The organism is Streptomyces dangxiongensis (genome assembly GCF_003675325.1).
Lineage (GTDB): Bacteria > Actinomycetota > Actinomycetes > Streptomycetales > Streptomycetaceae > Streptomyces > Streptomyces dangxiongensis.
Window position 1 is genome coordinate 7,493,128 of sequence record NZ_CP033073.1, and the last position, 22,127, is coordinate 7,515,254.

Here is a 22,127-nt window from a genome sequence, read left to right on the forward strand (position 1 = left end):
CGGCGAACCCCGGCCGGGCGGCCTTCGAGCAGGCCGCAACCCCGGCCGCCACGAAGGAGTAGCGTGTGAGAACGACCCCCCACAAGGCCCTCGGCGCCGGTGCGCTCACCGTCGCCGCGGTGGCCGCCCTCGTACTCCCCGGCACCCCCGCCGCCGCGGGCCCCCACTCCGCCCCCGCCGCCTGCGCTCCGGCCCAGGTGATCGGCAACGGAGGTTTCGAGAGCGGCACTTCACCGTGGACCCAGTCCCCGTCCACCCTGATCACCAGCCGCTCCGGACAGACCGCCCACGGCGGCAGTTCCTACGCCTGGCTGGACGGCGCGGGCAGCACCCGCACCGACACCCTCGGCCAGAGCGTGACCATCCCCTCCGGGTGCGCCACCGCCACGCTCGGCTTCTGGCTGCACACCGACACCGCCGAGACCACCACGTCCGTCGCGTACGACAAGCTGACGGCCAAGATCGGCAGCACGACCCTGGCCACCTACTCGAACCTGGACGAGAACACGGGCTACGTCCACAGGACGATCGACGTGTCGTCGTTCGCCGGCCAGACGGTGAACCTGTCCTTCACCGGCACCGAGGACTCCAGCCTCCAGACGAGCTTCGTCCTGGACGACATCACCCTGGACACCTCCGACGGCAGCACGCCGCCACCGGCCGACGCCACCCGCACCCCTGCGGCGCCCGCCTACACCGTGAACCTCAGCAGCGACACGAGCGGCACCGTCTGGACCGGCCACGAGAACGTCACCTTCACCAACGCCTCCGCCACCGCGCTCGGCGAGGTCTACCTGCGGCTGTGGGACAACTACCACGGCACCTGCGACGCGATGCCCATCAAGGTCAGCAACGTCACCGGCGGCAGTGCCGGCGCCCCCTCCGTGGCCTGCACCGCCCTGAAGATCGACCTGCCGTCCCCGCTCGCCCAGGGCCGGTCCGCCACCATCGGCTTCGACCTCGGCATCACCGTGCCCAGCGGCGCCGACCGGTTCGGCCACGACGGCGCGTTCAGCTTCATCGGCAACGCGCTGCCCGTCCTCGCGGTCCGTGACAGCGCCGGCTGGCACCTGGACCCGTACACAAACAACGGCGAGTCGTTCTACTCCCTGGCCGCCGACTTCAAGGTCACCCTGGACCACCCGAACGGCCTGCTGGTCCCGGCCACCGGCACCTCCACGGACACCCCCGGCTCCAGTGGCCGCACGGTCACCACGGCCACCGCGTCCAAGGTCCGCGACTTCGCCTGGGCCGCCGGACCGTTCGCCAAGATCTCCGGCACCTCCGCCGCCGGCGTCCCGGTGAACGTGTACTCCGTCTCGGGCATCAGCTCCTCCAGCGCCCAGTCGATGCTGAGCACCGCCAAGACCGCCGTCGACGCCCACGCGGCCCGGTTCGGCGCCTACCCCTACGGCGAGCTGGACGCCGTCATCGACAACAACTACTGGTTCGGCGGCATGGAGTACCCCGGGTTCGTCATGGACCTGGTCAGCACCACCGCCCTCACCCATGAGATCGCCCACCAGTGGTGGTACGGCATCGTCGGCGACGACGAGTACACCAGCCCCTGGCTGGACGAGTCGTTCACCGACTACGCCACCGACCTCGCCCAGGGCAAGACCGGCAGCAACTGCTGGAGCAGCGTCTCCTGGGCCTCCGGCACCGAGAAGATCACCAACTCGATGGCGTACTGGGACGCGCACTCCTCCCGGTACTCCACCGTCGTCTACGGCTACGGCAAGTGCGCCCTGCACGACCTGCGGCGCGTCCTGGGTGACACCGCCATGGCCAAGCTGCTGAAGGACTACGCGACCGCGCACTGGTACGGCGTGTCCACCACGGCCGAGTTCAAAGCGGCGGCCCAGGCCGCCACGAGCACGGACCTGAACTCCTTCTGGACCCAGCACCGCATCGACGGCTGACAGCCACCCGTACGGCTCAAAGACCGGCCGCGGATGGCCTCGTCGGGCGGTACCCGGGGTGCGGGACGACCCGACCCCGGGTCAGATGGAGGGCGTGCGAAACTCCATAGCCCCTTTCCGCGGCCGGTCCCCCCTGTGCCTCACCGGCGCCCTGACCGGCCTCCTCCTGTTCCTGTCCAGCGTCCCGGCCGTGCCCCTGCCGGCCGGAGGCGCTCCCGTACGCGGCAATGCCTACATGGGCATCGGCGTACTCGCCCACGACGGCTCCGACGGCACCCCGCCCCCCGTCCCCCGCGCCTCCCAGGCCGAGGGCGTCGACGTCTCCAGCTATCAGGGAGCCGTCAACTGGAAGACGCTGTGGGGCGACGGCACCACGTGGGCCTACACGAAGGCCACCGAGGGCACCTCCTACACCAACCCCTACTTCAGCAGCCAGTACACCGGTTCGTACAACATCGGCATGATCCGCGGCGCCTACCACTTCGCGACCCCGGACACCGCCGGCGGCGCCGCCCAGGCCGACTACTTCGTGCAGCACGGCGGCGGCTGGTCCAACGACGCCAAGACCCTGCCCGGAGTCCTCGACATCGAGTGGAACCCGTACGGCGACGACTGCTTCGGCAAGTCCAAGAGCGGCATGGTCGGCTGGATCCGCGACTTCCTGAACCGGTACAAGTCCCGCACCGGCCGGAACGCGGTCATCTACACGGCCACGAGCTGGTGGACCCAGTGCACCGGCGGCTACGCCGGGTTCGGCGCGACCAACCCGCTGTGGATCGCCCGCTACGCCTCCACGGTCGGCGCCCTGCCGGCGGGCTGGAAGACCCACACGATGTGGCAGTACACCTCCACCGGCAAGACGGTCGGCGACCACGACCGTTTCAACGGCCCCCAGGACGCGCTGCGGGACTTCGCCACCGGCTGAGTGCCCTCCGTCACGGTTCAGTCCACGTCCACGTCGTCGAAGAGCGCGTGCATCGCTGCGAGCACGCGCAGACACGCATCGACGTCCGCCATGCTCAGATCGCCTCCCACCCGGCGCAGCAGCTCGTGCTCGCGGGCCCGCACCGCCGCGATCGCCGCCCGGCCCGGACCGGTGAGCCGGATCAGCGAGGACCGGCGGTGCGCGGGGTTCGCCACGCTCTCCACCAGACCCTGCCGCGCCGCGTCGTTCACCATGCGCTGGACGAACTGCCGGCTGAGCGCCTGCGCCCGGCCCATCTGCGGGACCGTCATCGGCCCCCGCGCCCGCAGCAGATCGAGCACGGCGCGCACGCCGACCGACAGGCCCTCGATCGGGGCGGCCTGCTCCACCTTGCGGTGCACCCGCCGGTAGAGCGGGCCGACCAGGTCGAACACCTCGGTGAGGTGGTCGGCCAGCTCGTCCGGATCCGGTGCGGCGGCGGGGGCGGTTCGGTCGTCCTTCATACGACCAGGATGACACCTTGGTTGCCAACGTGCGCGAAAAATGACACCTTGGTTGTCATGACTGTCGATCTGACATCCACGCCCGTCCGTTCCCTGGCGACCGCCGACGGCCGCCTCGCCTACCGCGAGGCCGGCTCCGGCGCACCCCTCGTCCTCCTGCACGGCGGCTTCGTCGACCACCGCATGTGGGAGGAGCAGATCCGGGCCTTCGCACCCGGCCGCCGGGTCATCGCGTGGGACGCCCGCGGCCACGGCGCCTCCGACAACGCCACCGGCCCCTTCCGGCAGGTCGACGACCTGGCCACACTGCTCCGCGGCCTCGACGCCGCTCCCGCCGTGCTCGTCGGGCTGTGCATGGGCGGGGGCATCGCCGTCGACTGCGCGCTGGAGTACCCCGAGCTGGTCCGCGCGGTCGTCGTCAGCGGGGTCGGCACCAGCGAACCCGTCTTCGAGGACCCCTGGGTGCTCGGGGTGGCCGCCGCCCAGCAGCAGGCCCTGGCCGCCGGTGACCTGGCCGGCTGGGCCGACGCGTTCGTGCTCTGGGCCGCCGGCCCGCACCGGGACCTCACCGGCGTCGACCCCGACCTGGTGGGCCGGCTGCGGGAGATGGGCCTGGGCACCCTGGGCAAGCACACGCCCGGCGAGCCCGACCACCACGTGCCCGTCACGCGGACCTGGGAGCGCGTGCCCGGCATCGAGGTGCCCCTGATCGCCGTCAACGGCGCCCTGGACTCCCCGGACCACCTCGCCATGGCCGCCCGTCTGGCGGAACTCGTCCCCGACGGCCGCACGGTGAGCATTCCGGGCGCGGGGCACTATCCCAACATGGAGAACCCGGCCCGCTTCAACGCCGAACTGTCCGCCTTCCTGGACCGGCTGCCGTAACACCACGCGGCGACGGCGGCCCTCCGGCCCACCCCGAGCGGACGGCGTCCGCCGCGCCCGGGGGACCCGGTCCCCTGGGCTTCCTCGCCCGGCGAACCGGCCCGCGGTCAGGCCGTGTCGTCGGCCCGGCCCCGGGCGGGCAGCCGGGGGGCGGCGCCAGGGCCAGGAGCGGCGGGCCCACCGCGGTGAGCAGCGTGACGGCGGCGGCCCGGGAAGGGTCGCCGCCGTCGGCGGGTGCCGCGAAGAAGCAGGTGCCCAGCAGGGCGACCCCGACTGCGTCGGTGAACTGCTCGGCGTCGAGCACTCCGGAGGCCGAACCCGCCTCATGATCGGTGACGCCCGCGACCCACGGCACACCGAGGCCGGCATCGAGGAACGGCTCGCCGCCCCGGACGCCGAGCGCCCCCCATCCGGCCGCCTCCGCCGAGGAACCGGCGGCCGGCACCGCGCCGGCCGACTGACGGGCGAGGCCGCACAGACCGTCGCAACCGCCGAGCCCGCCGACCGCAGGGCCCGCGGAGTCCGCCGAGGCCGCTGGTCACCGCGACGAACCGGGCATGCGTGCGACCCGTTGTCGTCAACTTCCGTCGCGTCCGTTCCCCTTTTCGGGTGGTGTGACGGTGTGACTATCGGTGTGCCGGTTTCTCGCCGCCGATACTCCGGTTGACGAGCCGGAGGCACTCACTGGATCGGCTGGGGGAGGGCGGCGCGGTGGAGGTGAGGGATGTGCACCACGCCTACCGCCGGCGTGTGGTCCTGCGGGGTGTCGAACTGGACCTCGGGGCCGGCATGCTGGGCGGGATCGTCGGTGAGAACGGCGCGGGCAAGACGACCCTGCTGCGGATTCTCGCCGGTGAGCTGCGTCCGGATCGTGGCGTGGTGCGTCACCAGGGACGTTTCGGCTACTGCCCGCAGACCGCGGTCCTCAACGACGCCCTCACCGTCCGGCAGCATCTGGAGTTCTTCCGGGTCGCCTTCGCACTCCCCGACCTGCGGCACGCCGAGGAGATCATGGAGATCCTGCGGTTCTCCGAGTACGCCGACGCGCGGGCCGGAGTGCTCAGCGGCGGCACGAGGCAGAAGCTGAACCTCACTCTCGCCCTCATGCACGACCCCCAGGTCCTCCTGCTGGACGAGCCGTACCAGGGCTTCGACTGGGACACCTACCAGCGGTTCTGGGACCTGGCCGCCCACTTGCGTGACGCCGGCCGCTCCGTCCTCGTGGTCTCGCACCTGGCCTACGACACCGAACGCCTCGATCTGCTCTGGCGCCTGGACGCGGGCACCCTGCACGCCGACGCGGTGACCTCGGCATGAGAAGGCACCTGAACCTGTTCGCCACGGCCACCCGCTACGACCTCATCGAGCACGCCCGCAACCGGTTCGCCTGTCTGCTGGTGGTCTTCTTCATTCCCACGTGGATCACCCTGGTCTACCTGACCATCCCCGACAGGGCCGTCTCCATCCGCTTGGCGTCCACCGGCGAGACGGTGTCGCTTCCCGGCAGCCGGCTCACCCAGATCACCGGTGCCCTCAACGCCGTCACCCTGGTCACCGGTTTCATGATGTTCGCCGCCACGTTCTCCGGCGGACGCTTCGACCGGCGTCTGGCCATGGCCGGCTACCCCCGTACCCACCTCGTCCTGGCCAAGACCGCCTCCTTGACTCTCACGTCCGCGGTCCTCGCCGCCTACGCCACCGCCGTCATCCGCACCGCCTGGACACCTGAGCGGCCCGGCCCGCTCGCCGCCGCCCTGTTCGGCGCGGCTCTGACCTACGGGGCCCTCGGCGTCGTCTTCGGATCGCTCCTGCGCCGTGAGGTCGAGGGCATGTTCGCTCTGGTCATGACCAGTGTCATCGACGTCGGCTTGCAGAACCCCGTGCTCAGCTCGGGCGCCGGCAGCACCATGACGCGTTTCCTGCCCACCTACGGCGCCGTCCAGGTCGCCACGGCGGCGGGCTTCTCCTCCACCCCCGCCCCCTCCGACCTCGCCCTCCAGACGCTGTGGTTCGCCGCCGCGGGGCTCCTCGGCCTCCTGGCCTTCCACCACCGCACCCGCAACGCCCTGCCCCGAACGACGAACCCCCGTACCAGCCTCGCGCCGATGAAGGAGCACGCATGACCAGCAGCACATCAGCAGTGGGCCGGATCGGGATTCCCGCTCAGCCGGGTGGTCCACCGCGCTTCTACTACCCCTTGCCGAAGCCGGCGCTCTCCCACCTCCCGACGGACGTCGCGGCCCAGGTCCAGGCATGGAAGGAGTCCTACGACTTCTTTCCCGAGCCGACGGCCGCCGCGTCCCACCACTCTGCCGGAACCGTCCTGGCCTGGGTCCTCGGGCGGTTCTCCACCCAGCGGACCAGCAAGGCGGTGCTGCGAGGCATCGGCTGCATGATCGAGTGGGCGCTCGTGATCGACGACGAGGTGCTCGATCACCCCGAGGCCCCCAGCCGGCGCAGCGAGATCATCCGTCTCGTCAACCGGATCACGCATGTCCTGGAATCTCCGGGATACCGCGTCACGGAGAACGACAGCCCCTATGTCGCGGCGGTGCACGACGTGATGGAACAGCTCCGCGCGGAATGCACACCGACACAGGTGGCTCGCGTGAGCACCGGACTCAGGTGCCTGCTCACGAGCGGCGTGCACAAGCTCCACATCGACGAACCCACCGAGGACGAATACCTCGCCCTGCGCATCCACGACGTCGGCAGCTCGGTGTACGCCGCGTGGATCGGACTGTGCGGACCTGCCCCCATCCCCGACGAGGACTGGAACGCACCGGCGGTCCAGGCCCTGATCGGCTGCGCGACCCTCCTCGTGGGAGTGGAGAACGACATCGCCTCGTACCACAAGGAGAAGGCAGAGGGTCAGACCTCCCCGAATTACGTGGGCGTCCTGCAAGCGGCCCGCGGGCTCTCCTTCGACCGGGCCGTCACCGCGGCGACCGAGACGCGTGACCGCCTGATGCTTCTCTTCCTCCGTCTGCGCGAGCGCCTGTCGCCCCGCGCCGAGGCGCCCCTGCGGTACCTGGTCGAGCGACTCGGTCAGTTCATCATCGCCAACACCGAAGCGTCCCTGTGCGCACCGCGCTACAACCCGGCACGGAGCATCGCCCTGGAGGACGTCACCAGGACACCCGCCTACTGGGCACCGTCGCCGTCGACCACGGACACCAGCCCCCTGCCCTGTCCGAGCGTCTCCTGGTGGTGGGACCACTGCTGACGGGCGTCAGCGGTCGGCCCCCTCGGCCACCGGGCCGGGGCGGACGCCCCCGGCCCGACCAGGCTCGGTGCGTGCCGCACGTCGAGATGCTCCAGCCGCTGGTCTCCCCGGTGCACCGGCTCTCCGGGCGGCCCGGCGGCGGTCTGCCCGAACTGCCGCCCGGGAACCGGTGACGACGGCCGAGGTCCGCGCGGGCCTCGGCATAGTCGGGGACCGCTACTTCAGCCGGCCCGCCCACCGCAACGCGCCGGTCACCCTCATGGCCGCCGAGCGGCTGCCGCAGCCGGGACCCCACCCGGCCGACCCGCTCCTCACCCGGCGCAACGTCCTGCCGCGCGGGGTCGGCATCGACGCGTACATCGGGGCGACGGTCTACCTCGACTGCGGCCCCGGACCGGTGGAACTGGACGTGCGCCGGGCCGACCGGCCGTGCGCCTGGAGGGACACCACACCGGGCCCCGGACGTCCAGCGCGCGCTGCACGGCGGCGGGGGAGTGCGCTCTGGGCCGCTGACCGACGGCGTCCTCGGAGTGGGCCCGGCCGTGTTCGGAGTGCGCGAACCCGGCAAGAGGGCGGCAGGCGCCGCGTCCAGTACGACGGCCCGCGCGTCCCACCGCGCGGACCGACGTTCCGAACGGGTGCGGCCGGCCGGGGCCGGGCTCACGCGCCCGAGGCGGCCAGTTGGCCGGCCAGCCGGTGGGCCTGGGCGAGCAGCGCGCCGTAGGTGGCGACCTCGTCGGGATCGTCCGTGACGGAGCGGACCAGATCCCGGCGCAGCTCGGCGAGCGTGCCGTTCAGCCGCGCCACGGCCTCGCGCAGCTCGTCCTCGCACGCGTCGCCGAACCGGCTGTGGCTGTACAGCCGCAGCGCGTGGGCGGTCTGGCGCAGGAACTCGGCGTAGCGGCGGGCCGGCTCGGGCCGCGGCCGGGACGGCGGACCGTCCTCGGCGGCGGCCTCCATGACCGTGCGGGTCACCCCGGCCGTGTGGACGGCCGCGTAGTCCAGGACCACGAGCGCGTCGTCGTACTCCTTGCCGGGTGGCGGCACGGCACCGGGGCGCCGGCGGCGCAGGTTGCCCCGCAGGCTCTCCCGGCCCCACTCCACCGCCGAGCGGGCCTCCTCCACCAGCCGGTGCAGCCGCAGTGCCCGCTCGTGCCAGGCCCCGGCCTCCTCGGCGTCCCAGCGTCCCCCGGCCAGCCCGTCCGCCACGTCCCGCAGGATGTCGTGGGCCTCCTCGGTCGCGTCCTGGAGCACGGCGCGGGTGTCGCGCAGATACAGCGGCGGCCGTACCAGCGCGTTGACGGCGATGCCGACGAACGCCCCGAAGAGGGCCTCGGTGAGCCGGGCCGTCGAGGTGGCGACGCTCACCGGCCCGTTGGTGAGGACGAACAGGGCGCCGGTGGCCGCGTTGATGCCCTGGCTGCCCAGTCGCCGCCACCGGCCGAGCAGCATCACCAGGGGCAGGACGACCGCCATCGCGGCCACCGTGCTGTGCAGCAGCAGCCCGGCCGCCGTGGCCGCGATCGTGCCGGCCCCGATCGCCGCGAGCTGTTGCAGTCCGTGGGCGATCGACCGGTAGACCGTCGTCTCCACCAGGACGACCGCCACCCAGGGCGCGACGAACGCCACCGGGGCGTGCAGCCACCATCCCGCCACCACCCAGGCCAGCCACGCGGCCAGCGCGGCCTTCACCGCCTGGAGGGCCATGTCCCGTTCCCGGCCCGGTCCTCTCCAGGCCTGTCGTACCGTCCGTACCGCGTCCGACAGCTCACGCCGTACGCCCTGCAAGGTCACTCCTGTCCCACGCACGGTGACCCGGGTGCCACCGGTCGGCCCGGTCCATGCCGCCCATCCCCGCCCCGGCACTGTGACAGCGCACACCACCCCGTGGCGGGGCGTGCCGTCAGGGGGGTACCGCGCGCAGGGCACGCAGCACCGACCACACCACCGAGACCAGTGGAACCGCCACGACGGCGCCGATCACCCCCGCCATGACGCTGCCCGCGATGACGGACAGGGCGACGACCAGCGGGTGCAGCCGTACCGCCCAGCTCATCACCAGCGGGTGCAGCACATGCCCCTCGAGCTGGCCGATCACGACGATCAGGACCAGCACGCACGCCGCCGTGAAAGGTCCGCGCCCGGCGAGCGCGACGACCGTGGCGACCGCGAGGGCGACCGGCGAACCCACCAGCGGCACGAACGCCGCGAAGAACTCCAGCAGGGCCAGCGGCAGCGCGAGCGGCACCCGCAGCACCAGCAGGGCGACACCGACCAGTACGGCGTTGGTGGCGGCCACGATGATGATGCCCCTGGTGTAACCGGCGAAGCTGTGCCAGGCCGCCCGGCCCGCCCGGTCCCAGGCCGCGCGGGCACCGTCGGGCAGGAGCTGGTCGCGTGCCCAGCCCCACAGGTGCTCGCCGGAGTGGATGAAGAACACCGACGCGAACAGCGCGAGTGCGCCGCCCGCGACCAGCTCCACCACCCGGCCGAACTCGCTGACCGCGCTGCTGAACAGAACCGCCCGGTGCGCGGAGACATAGTGCGCCAGTTGGTCCTGGAGGGCGGAGAGCCGGTCCGGGCTGAGCCGGAACGGTGGCCGTTGCAGCCAGTCCTGGATGCGGTGCGTACCGCCGCGGAGGTCGCCCACCAGCCGGGCCGACTCGCCCGCCACCGCGCTGCCCACCAGGGCGAGCAGGGCGAGCAGGGCGAGCAGGCTGCCGATCAGCACCACGGCCACGGCGACCGGCCGCGGCAGGAACCGGCCGAGCAGGTCGGCGAGCGGGCGCAGGACGGACGTCACGACCAGCGCGAGGAACAGGGCCACGGCGATCAACTGGAAGCTGCCGAGGACGCTGAAGACGCCGTAGACGACGACGCCGACGAGGATCAGCCGCCAGGAGAAGGCCGCGGCGACCCGCAGCCACGGCACCGTCCGCTCGGCCGGCGGTGTCGGCGGCTCCGGCCGGGGCGGCGCCGGCAGCCGCACCGAGTACGCCGGCCGGCTGCCCAGCACCCGGCCGGCGGCCCGCCGCCCGCCGCCTCGCCCGGACCCCCGTCGGCGCTCCTCGCCCACCACCGCTCACGCCTCCTCGCCACCCGCGACGACCGGTCACCTCCACAGCACCGTAAGCACGGGGCGGGAAAGGGGCGCGCCGAGCGCACCCGCCGGGCCCTTCGTACCGGACCGTGGTGCCGGAGCCGTGGCTCTCCGTACCGGACCGTGGTGAGCCGGTGCCGGGCCCGGGCGAGCTGGTGCTCGGGCCCGGCCCGACGCCGCACCGCGGGCCGGTCCGGTTGCGAGTGGTCACAGGACCTTCACAGCCGGCGGGGGTGGGCGCCCGGGAGGAGGGCACTCGCGTCGGTGACCCCGGCAGGGAGGGGGAGCCTCCGATGATGATCGTCGCGGTTCTGCTGCTCCCGGTCCTCAGCGTCCTGCTGTACGGACTGGATCAGGTGGAGGACCGGTGGGTGCTGCGGCCTCCGTCGTCCCGTCGCTCCCGGCACCGCCGGGGGAGCCGGCACGGCCGTCGGTGACCGGCATCCCGCCGCACCGGCGGTGCCGGACGATCGCTTTCTCGAGTTCGGCCCGCTCCGACTCGGGAAGCGGGCCGCCCTGGGCGTGGTCCAGGATGTGCTCTGCGACCGTCCGCAGCTTGGTGTTGGTGCGCTGGGAGACGTCCCGCAGCGCCCGCCAGGCCCCTTCCGGCGCCATCCGGCCGAGGGTGACCACGACGCCGATGGCCTGGTCGATCACGGCGTGCGAGGTGACCGCGCGCCGTAGCTGCTCGTTCTCCTCTTGCAACCGGTGGTGTTCGGTCACCAGGTCGGTGGTCGACAGCAGGACGAGCGGCTTGTTCCGGGAGACGGCGAAGAAGGCCATTGGAGCACCTTTTCGGGGTGGGGGGCGTCACTGCTTCACCTGCCCCCAGTGAGCGTACGCATACGAATTGAACCAGTGGGGCCGGTCCCGGTCATGCCGTGCCGGTCCACGTCGGTCGGCTCGCGCCGTCGGGGTGCCCGGCTCCCGCCGCGGACCGGGCACCCGGCGCCGGGTGTCTATACGGCCCGGCCCGTCGGCAGCAGCTCGCGGATGTCGGCGGGCAGCGCCCCGGCCATCCGTTCGGTCAGCTCCGGGGCGAGGGCGGCGTCCAGCACCTCCAGGACGGCGGCGGCCTCCCGCAGCGCGGTGTCCTCGTCGGTGGCGGCCCGGACGGCGATGCGTCCGGCGAAGGCGGTCAGCCCGAACCGTTCGGCCGACGTGCCGGAGTCCGGCCCCGCCGAGGCGTCGGCCGCCTCCCGCATGGCCGCCGCCATGTCGTGCGGCAACTGGGCGGCCACATGCCGGGCCAGTCCCGACGGCAGCCGTTCCGACAGCGTGGTCACCACCGCGTGCGCGGCCCGCTCGGCCGTTCGCCGGTCGGGTAGCTGGGCCAGCGCCTGCACCTTTCCGATCATCTCGTCGTGCCGCATGAGGCCGGTCCCTTCGCACGGAGTCCTGACGGCAGCGCCGTCCCGCGGGCATGGCGGCCCCGGACGGGTACCCCCGCACCCGCGCCGTGTCACGGTCGCCGGGCGCCCGGTGGCGTCGTCGCCGTGGCGCGGGGCGGGCGTCGGCGGCGTAGGATCGACTGATCATCGTGCGAGGTGCGCATGACAGGAGCGGGACTGGCCGCCCCGCTGTGGGACATCCACAACGGGCAGGGGCCGCGGCAGTTGGCCGAACTCGGACTGGCGCTCGTGCTGTCCAGCGTGATCGGCTGGGAGCGCGCGGCCCGGCAGAAGAGCGCGGGCCTGCGCACCCACACGCTGGTCGGCATCGCCAGCGCGCTGATGATGGAGGTCTCCCAGCACGGGTTCACCGCGGTGCTGGGGCTGCAGAACGTCTCCTTCGACCCCTCCCGCGTCGCGGCGCAGATCGTCTCCGGGATCGGCTTCATCGGCGGCGGTCTGATCTTCGTACGACGTGACGCCGTGCGGGGCCTGACGACCGCCGCCACCGTCTGGCTGACCTGCGCCGTCGGCATGGCCTGCGGCGGTGGGCTGCCCCTCCTCGCGGTCGCGGTGACGGCGCTGCACTTCCTGGTGGTACGGGGCTACCCGCGGCTCTCGCGCCGGCTGGTCCCCGGCGCGACCGCCGCCTTCGAGGCACGCCTGACCTACCGGACCGGCTCGGCACTGCTGCCCCGCCTGATGGAGGCCTGCACCCGGCGCGGCTTCCGGATCGTCCAGGTCAAGGTCGAACGGCTGCCCGACCGCGCCGACGCCGCCGCCCGGGTCCTGGTGCGGCTGGAGGGCACCGCGGACCCCTCGCGGCTGGCCGCGGAACTGTTCCACGACGACGGCGTACTCGACGTCGAGCTGACCACCGCGGAGGACGACGAATAGCCCGCACGGGGGACGGCGCACCTCCCGGCGCACGACGAAACGGCGGTCGGCGCGGGACGGGCAGCAGCCGACGCGGAACCGGCGGCGAGCACACCGCCTCCGCGCCGGTCGGCTTCCGCCGGCTGCTCACCCCCGAGGCCGGTGACCGCCGCGCCGCCGCCCTGCTCCGCCACCCCGACCTGCTCGCCCCGGTGGCCGGACTCCACCAGGACCAGCTCCTCGACCGCCTCACCCCCGGCCGGCCCCTCGCGGCCTGAGTCCGACCCGCGCGGGGCACGCCCTCCCGGCGCACGTCCACCCCGATCACCCCCGCCCCGCCGCAGGCACACCGCGACGAGCGGGGCGGGGCGTACGACGACCCCCGCGACCCCCGCCGTGCGATCCGGATGGCCCAAGAGAGCCGGGCGAGGCCGGCGAAACGCCGTGGCGGTTCTTCACGGCACCCCGGCGAACGACGACCATGCCGTGCCATGGACATCCTGCTGGTCGCCAGCGCGTTCAACAGCCTCTCCCAGCGCGTGTACGCCGAACTGTCGGACCTCGGGCACCGGGTCGACGTGGTGCTCGCCGCACACGGCCCCGACCCGGTCCGCGCCGCCGTGCGCGAGTCGCGGCCGGAGCTGATCATCGCGCCGATGCTCAGGACGGCCCTGCCCGAGGACGTGTGGCGCGACCACACCTGCCTGATCGTGCACCCGGGGCCGCCGGGCGACCGCGGCCCGTCCGCGCTGGACTGGGCCATCGCCGGCCGGGCGGAGCAGTGGGGCGTGACCGTGCTCCGGGCCGAGGCGGCGATGGACGCGGGCGCGATCTGGGCGGCCGAGCCGTTCCCCGTGCCGCCCGTCGGCAAGAGCGACCTCTACCGCAACGAGGCCTCCGACGCCGCCGTCACCGCCGTCCTGACGGCCGTACGGCGCTACGCGGAAGGCTTCTACAAGCCCCTCCCGCAGACCGACGCGTCGGTCACGGTCGGGTGGCGCGACTTCTTCCGGCAGGAGCAGCGGCGGATCGACTGGGAACGCGACGACACCGAGACGGTCCTGCGCACGCTCCGCGGCGCCGACTCCCAGCCGGGCGTCCTGGACGAACTCCTCGGCCGCCAGGTGTTCCTGCACGGCGGGCACCCCGAGGACCGGCTGCGCGGCCGTCCCGGCGCCCTGCTGGCCCAGCGCGCCGGAGCCGTCTGCCGGGCGACCCGGGACGGCGCGGTCTGGATCCCGGAACTGCGTCCCCGCCGCGACTCCGGCGACCCGGCGCCCTTCCGCCGCCCGGCCGCCTCGGTGCTCGCCTCCCAGCAGCCCGGCCTCCGGCTCCCGGAGGACCCCGCCCCACCGGAACTCCCGCCCGGCCGGCGCACCTGGACCGACATCCGCTACCGGCAGCACGGTGACGTCGGCTTCCTCGCCTTCTCCTTCCCGGGCGGCGCGATGAGCACCGACCAGTGCCGCAGACTGCTCGCCGCCTACACGCAGGCCCTCGCACGCCCCACCCGCGTCCTCGTCCTCGGCGGGACCCGCGACTTCTTCTCCAACGGCATCCACCTGAACGTCATCGAGGCCGCCCCCGACCCGGCCGAGGAGTCCTGGACCAACCTCAACGCCATGGACGACCTCGTCGAGGCCGTGCTGCGCACCACCGACCGGCTGGTGGTGGCCGCCCTCGCCGGCAACGCCGCGGCCGGCGGGGCCATGCTGGCCCTCGCCGCCGACCAGGTGTGGTGCCGCACGGGCGCCGTCCTCAACCCGCACTACCGGCGCATGGGCCTGTACGGCTCCGAGTTCTGGACCTACACCCTGCCCCGCCGCGTCGGCCCCGGCAACGCACGCCGGCTGACCACCGAGGCGGTGCCGGTCAGCGCCGCGTCCGCCGAACGGCTCGGCCTCGTGGACCGGCTGGTGCCGGCCGCACCGCAGGACTTCGCGGCCGAGGTGCGGCGGCTGGCGACCACCCTCGCCGCCGCCCCGGACCTCGACCGGCGGCTCGCCGCCAAGGCGGCGGCCCGCGCGGCGGACGAGCGGGAACGCCCCCTGGCCGACCACCGGCAGGCGGAACTGGCCCGCATGCACGCCGTCTTCTTCGACCCCGCGGCCCCCTACCACGCCCTGCGCTCGGCCTTCGTCCGCAAGACACCGGCCGGCTCGCCCCGGCCCCTCGCCCCGGCCGCGGGAGACGTCCGGTGACGCCCCGGATCCTGGTGGCCGGAGTCGGCAACATCTTCCTCGCCGACGACGCCTTCGGCCCCGAGGTGATCCGCGCACTCGCACACCGCCCGCTGCCGCCCGGGGTGCGGGTGCGCGACTACGGCATCCGCGGCCTGGACCTCGCCTACGACCTGCTGGCCGGCTGTGCCACCGCCGTCCTGGTCGACGCGGCCCCGCGCGGGCACCGCCCCGGCACCCTCTCGCTGATCGAGGCCGAACCGCCCGACGGGACCGTCGCGCCCGAGGCCCACGGCATGGACCCGGCGAAGGTACTGGCCCTGGCCCGACACCTGGGCGACGAGCCCCTGCCCCGGGTCCTCGTCCTGGCCTGCGAACCCGGCGTACTGCCGGCCGGCGACGACCTCCTCGGGGGACTGAGCGCCCCGGTGCGCGAAGCGGTCGGCCGGGCCGTGGACGCGCTGCACACGCTCGTCCCCGCCCTGCTCGACGACCCCGCCGGGTCCCTGCCCCCGTTGGGCCGCCCGGTGGAATCCGGCACCCCGCACCCGGCTGCGCTGCCCGCAACGGCGCCCGGCGGCACCCAGAATCGCTGAGATGCCGGGCCGCACGCGATGCGGCCCGCGCCCCGTCACCCCATCCGAGGAGCAGCGCCCATGTGCCGGTCCGACGTCAGACAGGCCGTCCTGGCGAAGAACGACGACCTGGCCGCGAGCCTGCGCGGCGACCTCGCCCGGCAGGGCGTGACCCTGGTCAACCTCCTGTCCAGCCCCGGCAGCGGCAAGACCGAACTCCTCGGCCGGGTCCTGGCCCGCGCGGTGGAGCGCGGCGTCCCGGTGGCCGCGCTCACCGCGGACCTGGCCACCGAGAACGACGCCGTCCGGCTGGCCCGCTCCGGCGCCCCCGTCCAGCAGCTCCTCACCGACGGACTGTGCCACCTGGAGGCCCGTCAGGTCCGGGCCCGGCTGGCGGGCTGGCTGCCGGGCGACACCTCCGTGCTCTTCGTGGAGAACGTCGGCAACCTGGTCTGCCCGGCCGCCTACGACCTCGGCGAGACCCTGCGCGTCGTGCTGATGGCCGTCACCGAGGGCGAGGACAAGCCGCTGAAGTACCCGACCGCGTTCGGCTCCGCCCATCTCGTGGTGATCACCAAGACCGACCTCGCCGGACCGGCCGGCTTCGACGAGAGCCTGTTCCACGAGAACGTGCACCAGGTCAACCCGGGCGTGGAGATCGTACGATCCTGCGCCCGCACCGGTTCCGGCGTCGGCACCCTGCTCGACCGCGCCCTCGCCGCCCGCGACGGAGTCCCGCCGCACCGCCCGCCGCTCGCCCCCCACCCGCACGTCCACCACCCCGATTCCGCCCCCGTCGCGTGACGGCGCCCGCCACCGGACCGGTCCGCCGCCGCATCACCGTGCGCGGCACGGTGCAGGGGGTCGGCTTCCGGCCGTACGTACACCGGCTGGCCGCCACCCTCGCCCTGCCCGGGTTCGTGAGCAACACCGCCGACGGCGTGCTCATCGAGGTCGAGGGCCCGCCGGACGAGGTGGAGCTGTTCGTCCGCCGGCTGGCCGAGCGGCCGCCCCCGCTGGCGACCGTGACCGGCGTCGGCTGCGAGGACGTCCCCGCCACCGGCGCCACCGGCCCCTTCGGCATCCGCTCCACCGAGCGGTCCCCGGGCCGCACACACCTCCCGCCCGACACGGCGACCTGCGCCGACTGCCTGCGCGAACTGGCCGACCCCGGCGACCGCCGCTACCGCCACCCCTTCCTGACCTGCACACACTGCGGCCCCCGCTTCACCGTCGCCACCGGCATGCCCTACGACCGCGCCGCCACCACCATGGCCGGCTTCCCGATGTGCTCCGCCTGCGCCCGGGAGTACGGCGACCCGGCCGACCGGCGCTTCCACGCCCAGCCCGTCGCCTGCCCCGACTGCGGTCCGCGGCTCGCCCTGGTCCCGGCCGACAGGACCGGGGTCCGCCCGGCCCGGGACGCGGCGGCCCTCGCGAGCGCCCGCGCGCTGCTCGCCGCCGGGCGGATCGTCGCCGTCAAGGGCGTCGGCGGCTACCACCTGGCCTGCGACGCCACCGACGCCCGCGCCGTCACCGCCCTGCGCGACCGCAAGGAGCGCGGCGGCAAGGCCTTCGCGGTGATGTGCGCCGACCTGCCCACGGCCGAACGGATCGCGATCCTCTCCGACGCGGAACGCGATGCCCTCACCGGCGCCCACCGCCCCGTCGTCCTGCTGCGCCGCCGCACACCCCCCGACGGCATCCGCCTCGCCGGCCAGGTCTGCCCCGGCAGCCCGTACGTCGGCGTGATGCTGCCCTACACCCCCGTCCACACCCTGCTGTTCGGGCTGCCCGGCGATCCCCCCGGCCCCCGGGTCCTGGTCATGACCAGCGGCAACCGCTCCGGTGAGCCCATCGTCACCGACGACGCCCAGGCCCTGACCCGGCTGGCCGGCCTCGCCGACGCCTGGCTCACCCACGACCGGCCCATCGCCTCCCCGTGCGACGACTCCCTGCTGCGCGTCCGCCCCGACGGCACCCCACAGGTCCTGCGGCGCTCCCGCGGCTACGTTCCCCGCCCGGTGCGCCTGCCGGTCCCGGTCCGGCCCACGCTCGCCGTCGGCGGCGACCTGAAGAACGTCCTCTGTCTGGGCGAGGGCGACCACGCCTGGCTCGGGCCGCACATCGGCGACATGGGCGAGCTGGCCACCCTGGCAGCCGCCGAGCGGGCCGAGCGGCACCTCACCCGCCTCACCGGAGTCGTCCCCCGGCGGGTGGCGGCCGACCGGCACCCCGGCTACCACTCGACCCGCCTGGCGCGCGGCCGGGCCGCCCGGCTCGGCCTGTCCGGGCCGGTGCTGGTGCAGCACCACCATGCCCACATCGCCGCCGCGATGGCCGAGCACGGCCTGGACGGCGGCGCACCCGTCATCGGCGTCGCCTTCGACGGCACCGGCTACGGCGACGACGGCACGGTGTGGGGCGGCGAGGTCCTGCTCGCCGACTACACCGGCTACCGCCGCTTCGCTCACCTGGAGCCCGCCCCGCTGCCCGGCGGCGACGCCGGTGTGGCCAACCCGTGCCGCCTGGCCCTGGCCCGGCTGTGGGCGGCGGGACTGCCGTGGACGCGGGAACTGCCGAGCGTCATCGCCTGCTCGGACACCGAACGCGCGGTGCTCCGACGCCAACTGGAACGACAGGTGGCCTGTGTGCCGTCCTCCGGCATGGGGCGGCTCTTCGACGCCGTCTCCTCGCTCGTCGGCGTGTGCCACCGTGCTGACTACGAGGCGCAGGCCGCCCTGGAGCTGGAGGCGGCGGCACTGGAGGCGGCCGGCGAGAACACCGTGGCCTACCCCTTCGGGCTCAGCGGCACGGACCGCCTCACGTGCAGCCCCACGCCGATGCTGCGGGCGCTCCTGCACGACCGGGCCCGCGGCACGCCCGCGCCCGTACTCGCCGCCCGCTTCCACCGCGGCGTCGCGCGTACCGTCGCCGAGATCTGCCGCCGCGCCCGCACGGCCACCGGCCTGACCACCGTCGCCCTCACCGGCGGCGTCTTCGCCAACGCCCTGCTGGAGGAGGAGTGCGCCGGCCTGCTCGACCGGGACGGGTTCACGCTCCTGCGGCACGGCGAAGTCCCCCCGAACGACGGCGGTCTCGCGCTCGGCCAGCTCATGGTCGCGGGAACGGCCGTCCACCACGAGACGGAGTGACCCATGTGTCTGGCTGTGCCCGGCAAGGTCGTGTCCATCGACCATCGCGCCGACCCGCTCACCGGGCTGATCGATTTCGGCGGAGTGCAGAAACAGGCGTGCCTGGAGTACCTGCCCGATGTGCGGGTGGGGGAGTACGTCATCGTCCACGTCGGCTTCGCGCTCCAGCGCCTGGACGAGGAATCGGCCCGGGCCTCCCTGGAGCTGTTCGAGCAACTCGGACTGTTGGAGGAGGAGTTCGGCGACGCCTGGGAGCAGGCGGCCCGGCAGGAGAACGGAAGCGAGTCCCGGTGAAGTACATCGACGAGTTCAACGACCCCGCTCTGGCACACCGGCTGCTCGACGAGATCCGGGCCACCGCCACCCGCCCATGGGCGCTCATGGAGGTCTGCGGCGGCCAGACCCACTCCATCATCCGCCACGGGATCGACCAACTCCTCCCAGAGAACGTGGAGTTGATTCATGGCCCCGGCTGCCCGGTGTGCGTCACGCCCCTCGACGTCATCGACAAGGCACTGGAGATCGCCGCCCGCCCCGGCGTGATCTTCTGCTCCTTCGGCGACATGCTCCGCGTGCCGGGCACCGACCGGGACCTGTTCCGCGTCAAGGGCGAGGGCGGTGACGTACGCGTGGTGTACTCCCCGCTCGACGCCCTCGACATCGCCCGCAGGAACCCGGACCGTCAGGTGGTGTTCTTCGCGATCGGCTTCGAGACGACCGCCCCCGCCAACGCCATGGCCGTGCACCAGGCCCGCAGGCTCGGCCTCGACAACTTCAGCCTGCTGGTGTCCCACGTCCGGGTCCCCCCGGCGATCGAGGCCATCATGACCGCGCCCGGCTGCCGCGTGCAGGGCTTCCTCGCCGCCGGTCACGTGTGCAGCGTGATGGGCACCGCCGAGTACCCGGAGCTGGCCGCGAGGCACCGGGTGCCGATCGTCGTGACCGGCTTCGAGCCGCTCGACATCCTCGAAGGCATCCGCCGCGCCGTCCACCAACTGGAGCGCGGCGAGCACGGCGTGGACAACGCCTACGCCCGCGCCGTACGCGACCAGGGCAACCAGGCCGCCATGCGCATGATCGAGGAGGTCTTCGAGGTCACGGACCGCAACTGGCGCGGCATCGGCCGCATCCCGGCCAGCGGCTGGCGGCTGACCGACGCCTTCCGCGCCCACGACGCCGAGCACCGCTTCGACGTCACCGGGATCCGCACCGAGGAACCCGCCGTGTGCCGGGCCGGTGAGGTCCTGCAAGGGCTGATCAAGCCGACCGAGTGCGAGGCGTTCGGCACGGCCTGCACCCCGCGCACCCCGCTCGGCGCCACCATGGTCTCCAGCGAGGGCGCCTGCGCCGCCTACTACCTGTACCGCCGGATGAACGCCCCGGCACCACAGGGATCCCGTATCCCGCAGGAGGAGATGAACTCCGTTGGCTGATCTCGCCACCGAAGCCGCCGAAGCCACCGAAGCCGCCGAAGCCGCCGGGGCCGCCGCGGCGGGCACCGCTGCCGTCGACCCCGCGGAGTGGACCTGCCCGGCGCCCCTGCGCGACCAGCCGGTCGTCGTCATGGGACACGGCGGAGGCGGCGCCCTGTCCGCCGAACTGATCGAACAGGTCTTCACCCCCGCGTACGGCAACCCCACCCTGGCCGCGCTCGCCGACTCGGCCGTCCTCGACCTGGGCGGCGCCCGGCTGGCCTTCTCCACCGACTCCTACGTCGTACGCCCGCTGTTCTTCCCCGGCGGCAGCCTCGGCGACCTGGCCGTCAACGGCACCGTCAACGACCTGGCGATGAGCGGCGCCCGGCCCGCGTACCTGTCCACCGCCTTCATCCTCGAGGAGGGCGTGGAACTGGCCGTGGTGGAGCGCGTCGCACGTGCCGTCGGCGCGGCGGCCCGGGCGGCGGACGTCACCGTCGCCACCGGTGACACCAAGGTCGTGGAGTCCGGGCACGGCGACGGCGTCTACGTCACCACCGCCGGCGTCGGCCTCGTGCCGGACGGCGTCGACATCCGCCCGCAGCGCGCCCGGCCGGGCGACGCCGTCATCGTCAGCGGCCCCATCGGCCTGCACGGCGTGGCCATCATGAGTGTGCGGGAAGGACTGGAGTTCGGGGGCGAGATCGCCTCCGACACCGCACCCCTGGCCGGCCTCGTGGCGGCCATGCTGGCGGTCACCCCGGACATCCACGTCCTGCGCGACCCCACCCGCGGCGGCCTCGGCGCGTCCCTCAACGAGATCGCCCGCGCCTCCGGCACCGGGGTCCGGCTGCGCGAGCGGGCCATCCCGGTCCCGGACGAGGTCGCGAACGCCTGCGGCTTCCTCGGCCTGGACCCTATGTACGTCGCCAACGAGGGCCGGCTCGTCGCCTTCGTACCCCCGGAGCACGCCGAGGGCGTGCTGGCGGCCATGCGGGCCCACCCGCACGGCGCCGGCGCGGCCCTCATCGGCGAGTGCGTGGCCGACCACCCCGGAACGGTCGTCGTCGCCACCGGCCTCGGCGGCACCCGCGTGGTGGACCTGCCGCTGGGGGAGCAACTGCCCCGCATCTGCTGAGCGGCCGGGCGGTGCCGGCCCCACCGCTCAGGGCGGGACCGGCACCGCTTCGACCCCGGTGATCTCCAGCTCGCGCCCGCTGCGCAGCTCCCGCGAGGGCCGGTCGCAGCGCGGGCACCAGAAGAACGGCGGCATGCCGAGCGCGAACTCCTCGGCACACTCCCCGCACCAGGCCTGGGCGGGCACCCGCTCGACCACGAGCCGGGCCGCCGCGAGGGCCGTACCGTCACGGGCCACCTCGAAGGCGAAGTGCAGCGCGTCCGGCACCACACCGGCCAGCTCACCGACGCGGACGGTCACCGACGAGACATCGCCGGCACCGTCCGCCCGGGCGATCTCCCCGGCCTGCTCCACGATCGCGGTCGCGATCGACAGCTCGTGCACGCCGCCCTCACGGATACCGGCGGCGGGCGCGCAGGCCCCCGGTCATCCGGTAGATCCGCACCTCGCGCACGAGGCCCGGGAACTCCTTGACGAACAGCGCCGCGGCAAGGCCGCCGGCCAGCGCGGCCTGAACCAGCAGCACCCGGCGTCCCGACATCTCCGCGCGCGCGGTCCTTCTTCGCCTGCGGACATCCATGACGGTCACTTCCCTCTCTCTAGGCCCCGCATCGTCATCCCGGCGAGATGTTCGGCATTTCCTTCACCAGGGCGTCGTGCCGCTTCCAGTGGATACCGGTGGAGCGGCGCGCGTCGGACGTGCCGTCCTCGTGGTGTCCGGTCTGGCGCCGGTACGGGCCCCAGTTGCCCTGGTGCAGTCCGCGCACGTGGGTGGGCGTGTCGGGCTTCGCCTGGGGGCGGCCCACTCGGATGCTGCCCATGTCCGCTCTCCTTCC

General features: G+C 73.8%; 22 protein-coding genes. 14 read left to right on the forward strand and 8 right to left on the reverse strand.

The features are described 5' to 3' along the window. Nucleotides 1–65 precede the first annotated feature (65 nt). Entirely contained in the window at nucleotides 66–1,922 is a 1,857-nt protein-coding gene (locus D9753_RS33740) for a M1 family aminopeptidase (RefSeq protein WP_121790453.1), read from the forward strand. An 85-nt stretch (nucleotides 1,923–2,007) separates the two neighbouring features. Further along, nucleotides 2,008–2,847: a lysozyme gene (locus D9753_RS33745; protein WP_121791430.1), complete on the forward strand. Its 840-nt coding sequence runs from the start codon at nucleotides 2,008–2,010 to the stop codon at nucleotides 2,845–2,847. Between the two features lie 17 nt (nucleotides 2,848–2,864). On the opposite strand, the gene D9753_RS33750 is transcribed toward D9753_RS33745, so the two are convergent. Beyond that, nucleotides 2,865–3,350: a MarR family winged helix-turn-helix transcriptional regulator gene (locus D9753_RS33750; protein ID WP_121790454.1), complete on the reverse strand. Its 486-nt coding sequence runs from the start codon at nucleotides 3,348–3,350 to the stop codon at nucleotides 2,865–2,867. 57 nt (nucleotides 3,351–3,407) lie between these two features. Between D9753_RS33750 and D9753_RS33755 the strand changes: the two genes are divergently transcribed. The 4 genes from D9753_RS33755 to D9753_RS33770 all read left to right on the forward strand — a co-directional run bounded on the left by D9753_RS33755 (nucleotide 3,408) and on the right by D9753_RS33770 (nucleotide 7,461). After that, nucleotides 3,408–4,235 carry an alpha/beta fold hydrolase gene (locus tag D9753_RS33755; RefSeq protein ID WP_163010860.1) on the forward strand — a complete coding sequence of 276 codons (828 nt, stop codon included), beginning with the start codon at nucleotides 3,408–3,410 and terminating at the stop codon, nucleotides 4,233–4,235. Nucleotides 4,236–4,946: 711 nt separating this feature from the next. Continuing rightward, complete coding sequence (locus tag D9753_RS33760; protein WP_121790455.1) at nucleotides 4,947–5,552, forward strand: ATP-binding cassette domain-containing protein; 606 nt, start codon at nucleotides 4,947–4,949, stop codon at nucleotides 5,550–5,552. Next, on the forward strand, nucleotides 5,549–6,358 hold the full coding sequence (locus D9753_RS33765) for an ABC transporter permease (RefSeq protein ID WP_121790456.1): 810 nt from the start codon (nucleotides 5,549–5,551) through the stop codon (nucleotides 6,356–6,358). Before D9753_RS33760 ends, D9753_RS33765 begins: the two co-directional genes overlap by 4 nt. Beyond that, a complete protein-coding gene (locus D9753_RS33770) occupies nucleotides 6,355–7,461 on the forward strand; it encodes a terpene synthase family protein (RefSeq protein WP_163010861.1) in 1,107 nt (368 codons plus the stop codon). Before D9753_RS33765 ends, D9753_RS33770 begins: the two co-directional genes overlap by 4 nt. A 660-nt stretch (nucleotides 7,462–8,121) precedes the next feature. On the opposite strand, the gene D9753_RS33780 is transcribed toward D9753_RS33770, so the two are convergent. From D9753_RS33780 to D9753_RS33795, 4 genes are all read right to left on the reverse strand, one after another. Beyond that, nucleotides 8,122–9,168, reverse strand: coding sequence for an FUSC family protein (locus D9753_RS33780; RefSeq protein ID WP_205614439.1), 1,047 nt, complete (start codon nucleotides 9,166–9,168; stop codon nucleotides 8,122–8,124). A gap of 196 nt (nucleotides 9,169–9,364) precedes the next feature. Then, nucleotides 9,365–10,540 carry an AI-2E family transporter gene (locus D9753_RS33785; protein ID WP_121790458.1) on the reverse strand — a complete coding sequence of 392 codons (1,176 nt, stop codon included), beginning with the start codon at nucleotides 10,538–10,540 and terminating at the stop codon, nucleotides 9,365–9,367. Between the two features lie 348 nt (nucleotides 10,541–10,888). Further along, on the reverse strand, nucleotides 10,889–11,344 hold the full coding sequence (locus tag D9753_RS33790) for an ANTAR domain-containing protein (protein WP_121790459.1): 456 nt from the start codon (nucleotides 11,342–11,344) through the stop codon (nucleotides 10,889–10,891). A 176-nt stretch (nucleotides 11,345–11,520) separates the two neighbouring features. Continuing rightward, nucleotides 11,521–11,934, reverse strand: a complete 414-nt coding sequence (locus tag D9753_RS33795) for a DUF2267 domain-containing protein (RefSeq protein WP_121790460.1) — start codon at nucleotides 11,932–11,934, stop codon at nucleotides 11,521–11,523. A 180-nt stretch (nucleotides 11,935–12,114) separates the two neighbouring features. On the opposite strand from D9753_RS33795, the gene D9753_RS33800 reads away from it, so the two are divergent. The 8 genes from D9753_RS33800 to hypE all read left to right on the forward strand — a co-directional run bounded on the left by D9753_RS33800 (nucleotide 12,115) and on the right by hypE (nucleotide 21,291). After that, the gene (locus tag D9753_RS33800) at nucleotides 12,115–12,849 is read left to right on the forward strand and encodes an MgtC/SapB family protein (RefSeq protein WP_121790461.1); all 735 of its coding nucleotides are present in this window, start codon (nucleotides 12,115–12,117) and stop codon (nucleotides 12,847–12,849) included. Nucleotides 12,850–13,319: 470 nt separating this feature from the next. Further along, on the forward strand, nucleotides 13,320–15,029 hold the full coding sequence (locus D9753_RS33805; RefSeq protein WP_121790462.1) for a hydrogenase maturation protein: 1,710 nt from the start codon (nucleotides 13,320–13,322) through the stop codon (nucleotides 15,027–15,029). After that, nucleotides 15,026–15,604, forward strand: coding sequence for a hydrogenase maturation protease (locus D9753_RS33810; protein WP_121790463.1), 579 nt, complete (start codon nucleotides 15,026–15,028; stop codon nucleotides 15,602–15,604). The genes D9753_RS33805 and D9753_RS33810 overlap by 4 nt, the downstream gene beginning before the upstream one ends. A gap of 60 nt (nucleotides 15,605–15,664) precedes the next feature. Next, complete coding sequence (gene hypB, locus D9753_RS33815) at nucleotides 15,665–16,387, forward strand: hydrogenase nickel incorporation protein HypB (protein WP_121790464.1); 723 nt, start codon at nucleotides 15,665–15,667, stop codon at nucleotides 16,385–16,387. Continuing rightward, nucleotides 16,384–18,738: a carbamoyltransferase HypF gene (gene hypF, locus D9753_RS33820; RefSeq protein WP_121790465.1), complete on the forward strand. Its 2,355-nt coding sequence runs from the start codon at nucleotides 16,384–16,386 to the stop codon at nucleotides 18,736–18,738. Before hypB ends, hypF begins: the two co-directional genes overlap by 4 nt. 3 nt (nucleotides 18,739–18,741) lie before the next feature. Then, on the forward strand, nucleotides 18,742–19,032 hold the full coding sequence (locus tag D9753_RS33825; protein WP_121790466.1) for a HypC/HybG/HupF family hydrogenase formation chaperone: 291 nt from the start codon (nucleotides 18,742–18,744) through the stop codon (nucleotides 19,030–19,032). Next, the gene (gene hypD / locus D9753_RS33830) at nucleotides 19,029–20,171 is read left to right on the forward strand and encodes a hydrogenase formation protein HypD (protein ID WP_121790467.1); all 1,143 of its coding nucleotides are present in this window, start codon (nucleotides 19,029–19,031) and stop codon (nucleotides 20,169–20,171) included. Before D9753_RS33825 ends, hypD begins: the two co-directional genes overlap by 4 nt. A gap of 130 nt (nucleotides 20,172–20,301) precedes the next feature. Further along, nucleotides 20,302–21,291, forward strand: a complete 990-nt coding sequence (hypE, locus tag D9753_RS33835) for a hydrogenase expression/formation protein HypE (protein ID WP_240468514.1) — start codon at nucleotides 20,302–20,304, stop codon at nucleotides 21,289–21,291. A 27-nt stretch (nucleotides 21,292–21,318) separates the two neighbouring features. Here the strand turns inward: hypE and hypA are convergent, their stop codons facing one another. The 3 genes from hypA to D9753_RS33845 are packed head-to-tail and all read right to left on the reverse strand — an operon-like array spanning nucleotide 21,319 to nucleotide 22,112. Then, on the reverse strand, nucleotides 21,319–21,675 hold the full coding sequence (gene hypA, locus D9753_RS33840; RefSeq protein ID WP_121790468.1) for a hydrogenase maturation nickel metallochaperone HypA: 357 nt from the start codon (nucleotides 21,673–21,675) through the stop codon (nucleotides 21,319–21,321). Between the two features lie 7 nt (nucleotides 21,676–21,682). After that, nucleotides 21,683–21,871: a hypothetical protein gene (locus D9753_RS36805; RefSeq protein WP_205614440.1), complete on the reverse strand. Its 189-nt coding sequence runs from the start codon at nucleotides 21,869–21,871 to the stop codon at nucleotides 21,683–21,685. Between the two features lie 34 nt (nucleotides 21,872–21,905). Continuing rightward, entirely contained in the window at nucleotides 21,906–22,112 is a 207-nt protein-coding gene (locus D9753_RS33845) for a hypothetical protein (protein ID WP_121790469.1), read from the reverse strand. Nucleotides 22,113–22,127 lie beyond the last annotated feature (15 nt).